Source organism: Deltaproteobacteria bacterium (assembly GCA_005879535.1).
In the GTDB taxonomy this organism is placed as follows: Bacteria; Myxococcota; Myxococcia; order Myxococcales; family 40CM-4-68-19; genus 40CM-4-68-19.
In genome coordinates this window covers 1-3,446 of the sequence record VBKI01000007.1, presented here as the reverse complement: position 1 = coordinate 3,446, position 3,446 = coordinate 1, and the positions used below count along the sequence as shown (strand labels likewise).

Genomic DNA, 3,446 nt, shown 5'->3' with positions numbered 1-3,446 from the left:
CACGCTTGGCTCGCTTCATGAAATGCCGCCAGCGCCTTGGGCAGCGCCGAGGCAGCTCCGCCGCACACAGGAGGGCAAGGAGAGCGACGGCAAATCCGTCGCTGGAGTCTCGAGCTACCGCCGCCGCGGGCCGGAGAAGTCGCTCCTGCACGAGACGGTTCGGGCGCACCTCAAGACCTTCCTCGCGGAGATGGAGCAGGATGGGAGCGGGCTGCCCCGCTTCGTCGTGGCCGAGTTCGAGCGATCCCTGCGCTGCGGCATTCTCGCCCACGGCTTCGCTCGCGTCCGCTCCATCGCGTGCGGCGACGAGCTGCTCGTTGCGTTCTGCCCGGCAGCGGCTACGCGCGCGCCGGATGGGAGTTCGCGGCACCCGAACGGGCGCGGTCACCTTCGTGCAGCGCTTCGGCAGCGCGCTCAACCTGAACGTTCATTTTCATTGCGTGGTTCCTGACGGCGTTTGGGTCCGTGAAGAAGGCGTCGTCCGGTTCGTGCCGCTTACGGAACAGGTCGGGCGCGAGAATGGCGCTCTGCAACGCCGCGTAGGCGCCGAAGCTGCCGCAAGACAGTGAGATAGCATGAGGTGCGGAGGTCCCTGCGCAGCCGGTCTGGGGCCGCGGCGCGTAGTCTTCGAGCAAGCTGCGGCCACTCACGGGGAGACGGAATGTAGCTCGTCGAACCGGATCGGCGGGATGTCCTACGGCCCCGCAATTGCTGTTATCCTCTCGGCTGAATGGAGAATACAGTTCACATCCTGCTCCATGCCGCGCGCCGCCTCCGGCACGCGCCGCTCTTCGCGGTCATGAGCGTGCTCACGCTCGCCATCGGCATCGGCGCTTCCGCGCTCATGCTGAGCGTGGTCTCAACCATCCTGCTCAAGCCGCTGCCGTACGGAGATCCGGATCGCATCGAGATGCTCTGGGGTTCGTATCCCGACGCCAATCTCGGCGTTCCCGAACAGCCCACGCACGGCGCGGTGTTCAGCATCATCCGTGACAACACGAAGGCGTTCGAGTCGATCGCGGCGTTTCGCGGCGCGTCGCTCAACCTCGGCGATTCCACGGCGCCGGAACGTCTCGACGGCGTGGCGGCCACGGGGGAGTTCTTTCAGGCGCTCGGCGTGACGGCGGCGATGGGCCGCTTCTTCGAGCGCGCGAACGAGACACCTGGCGACGATCACGTCGTGGTGCTGAGCGACGCGCTATGGCGGCGCCGGTTCGGCGCGGACATGAGCATCATCGGCCGAGTGCTCACGCTGAACGGCGAGTTGTACACCGTCATAGGTGTCGCCCGCGCAGGGTTCGCGTTTCCGCGCGGGTCGGAGATGCCGGGTGACTTTCAGTTCGCGGCGATGCCGGAGTTGTGGGTCCCGCTCAAGCCCCCATCGGAAGGGATTGCGGACCTGGCGATAGTGGGGCGCCTCAGGGCGGGAACAACGCATTTTGCGGCGCGCCAGGACATGGATCGAGTGATGGCTGTGGTCGAACGCTCGATTCCCGTGGTGAAGAACTCCCACCCGCGCGCACTGCTCGTGCCGCTGCGCCGGCAGGTGGTGGGCGACGTGACGCAGATGCTCATGAGCCTCATCGGCGGCGTGGCGCTCGTGCTCTTGATTGCGTGCGTGAACACCGCGCAGCTCCTCCTCGCGCGACTGCAGATCAGGCGACGGGAGGTTGCCATGCGAGCGGCGCTGGGCGCCACGAGACTCCGCCTCGCGGGAGAGGTGATGGCCGAAGTCGTGCTGCTCGTGGCCGCGGGCGGCGCGGCCGGTATCGCGGCGGGAAGCGCGGGGATCGGGCTGCTGCGCGCGTATGGCGCAGCCCAACTGCCTCGCGCCGCGGAGCTCGCATTCGACGCGCGTTTCGCCGCGGCGGCGCTCGGCGTCATGGTCATCGCGGCGATCGCGGTGAGCATCCTCCCCTTGCTCTTTGGCGGTGGTGCGGATCTGATGACCACGCTGCGGAGCGGCGGACGCGGCACGGGCACGAGGGGCATTTCGGGCAAGGCGCGCCGCGCGCTGATCGTGAGTGAGCTCGCGGGATCGCTCGTGCTGGTGGCGAGCGCAGGGCTGCTCGTCCGAAGCCTCTCGCAGCAGATGAGCGCGAAGCTCGGGTTCGACGCCGTGCACGGCGCGACCTTCGAGGTTTCGCTCCCGCCTATCCGCTATCCCGAACGCGCATTCAACACCGGCATGGAACACGCCGCCGCGGTTCGATTCCTGGGCGCTGCGCTCGACAACATTCGTGCGCTGCCGGGCGTGTCGGCCGCGGGCATCGGCAAGCCGCTTCCGCTGAGCGGCGAGCAGCAGGCGTCCGTCTTCACGCCGGAGGGTGAGCTGCCTTCGCTGCCGCCCGACGCGCTATCGCCGATTGCGCAATTCACGGTTGCGAGCCAGGGGATGATTCGCGCGCTCGGCGCGACGATGCTCGCCGGGCGCGATTTCTCGGATGCCGACCGGACCGACGGTCTGCCGGTGGTGATCGTCAACGAGTCGATGGCCGCCTGGCTGTGGCCCGGCAAGAACGCCGTCGGCAGACGCCTTCATGTCGGGGGGCCGCACGACCGGCGGCCGTTTCCGTGGATGACGGTGATCGGCGTGGTGGGGAACATGAAGCGGTACGCACTGACCGAGGCGCCGCGGCCGGAAATGATCGTGCCGTACACGCAGAATCCCTATCTCACGTTTGGCACCATGCAGTTCGTCGTTCGTTCGAATCTGCAAACGTCCGCGCTGATGCCGTCGATTCAGCGCGCGATTGCCGCAGCCGATCCCACGATTCCCATCGCGCACGCGCGAACGATCGACGATCTCGTCGCGACGAGCGCATCGAACGCACGATTCGTCACGCGATTCATGGAGAGCTTCGGCATGGTGGCCTTGCTGCTCACCATCGTCGGCGTCTACGGAGTGATCGCGTACAGCGTGCAGCAGCGGCGGCAGGAGTTCGCCGTGCGCCGCGCGCTCGGCGCGGGCACCCATGAGATCCTGCAGCTGGTTCTCGCCGAAGGGCTCAAGCTCGCCGCGGTGGGGATCGCGGTCGGCCTGTGGCTCACCGTGGCGGCGGGGCTCGGCCTGCGGCATCTGCTGTTCGGGGTGTCGCCGTTCGATCTGGTGACGGTGTTAGCGTCGATCGTCGTGATCGCGGGAGTGTCGTTGGCAGCCAGCCTCGTTCCTGCAGTGGCCGCCGCGCGCGTCGAACCTCGCGCGGCGCTCGAAGAGTAATCGCTCGAGCCGGCGACTGCGTGCTGCAGCCGGACGACACCTGGGACATCCGCTACCTGACCTCGCGCTGAGCCGCCGTGTTCGCGCGCAGGAAGTCGAGCACCGCCGCGTACATCCGCTCGCGCGCGCCCTCGCCGTAGAAGCCGTGCCCCTCGTGCGGTTCCACCAGCCACTGCGGCGGCGCGCCCGTTCGGGACCGCTTGGGGTGCAAGTGGTCGCTGGTTCA

1 protein-coding gene and 1 pseudogene are annotated in these 3,446 nt (G+C 68.0%); both read left to right on the top strand.

Annotated features, from left to right (window positions below):
- Positions 1-371: 371 nt before the first annotated feature.
- A pseudogene (locus E6J58_00455) lies at positions 372-464 on the top strand (hypothetical protein).
- Positions 465-730: 266 nt separating this feature from the next.
- Positions 731-3,220: an ABC transporter permease gene (locus E6J58_00450; GenBank protein TMB44100.1), complete on the top strand. Its 2,490-nt coding sequence runs from the start codon at positions 731-733 to the stop codon at positions 3,218-3,220.
- Positions 3,221-3,446 lie beyond the last annotated feature (226 nt).

Coding starts and splice junctions, on each gene's coding strand:
- E6J58_00450 (TMB44100.1), top strand. CDS start 731: ATGGAGAATACAGTTCACATCCTGCTCCATGCCGCGCGCCGCCTCCGG.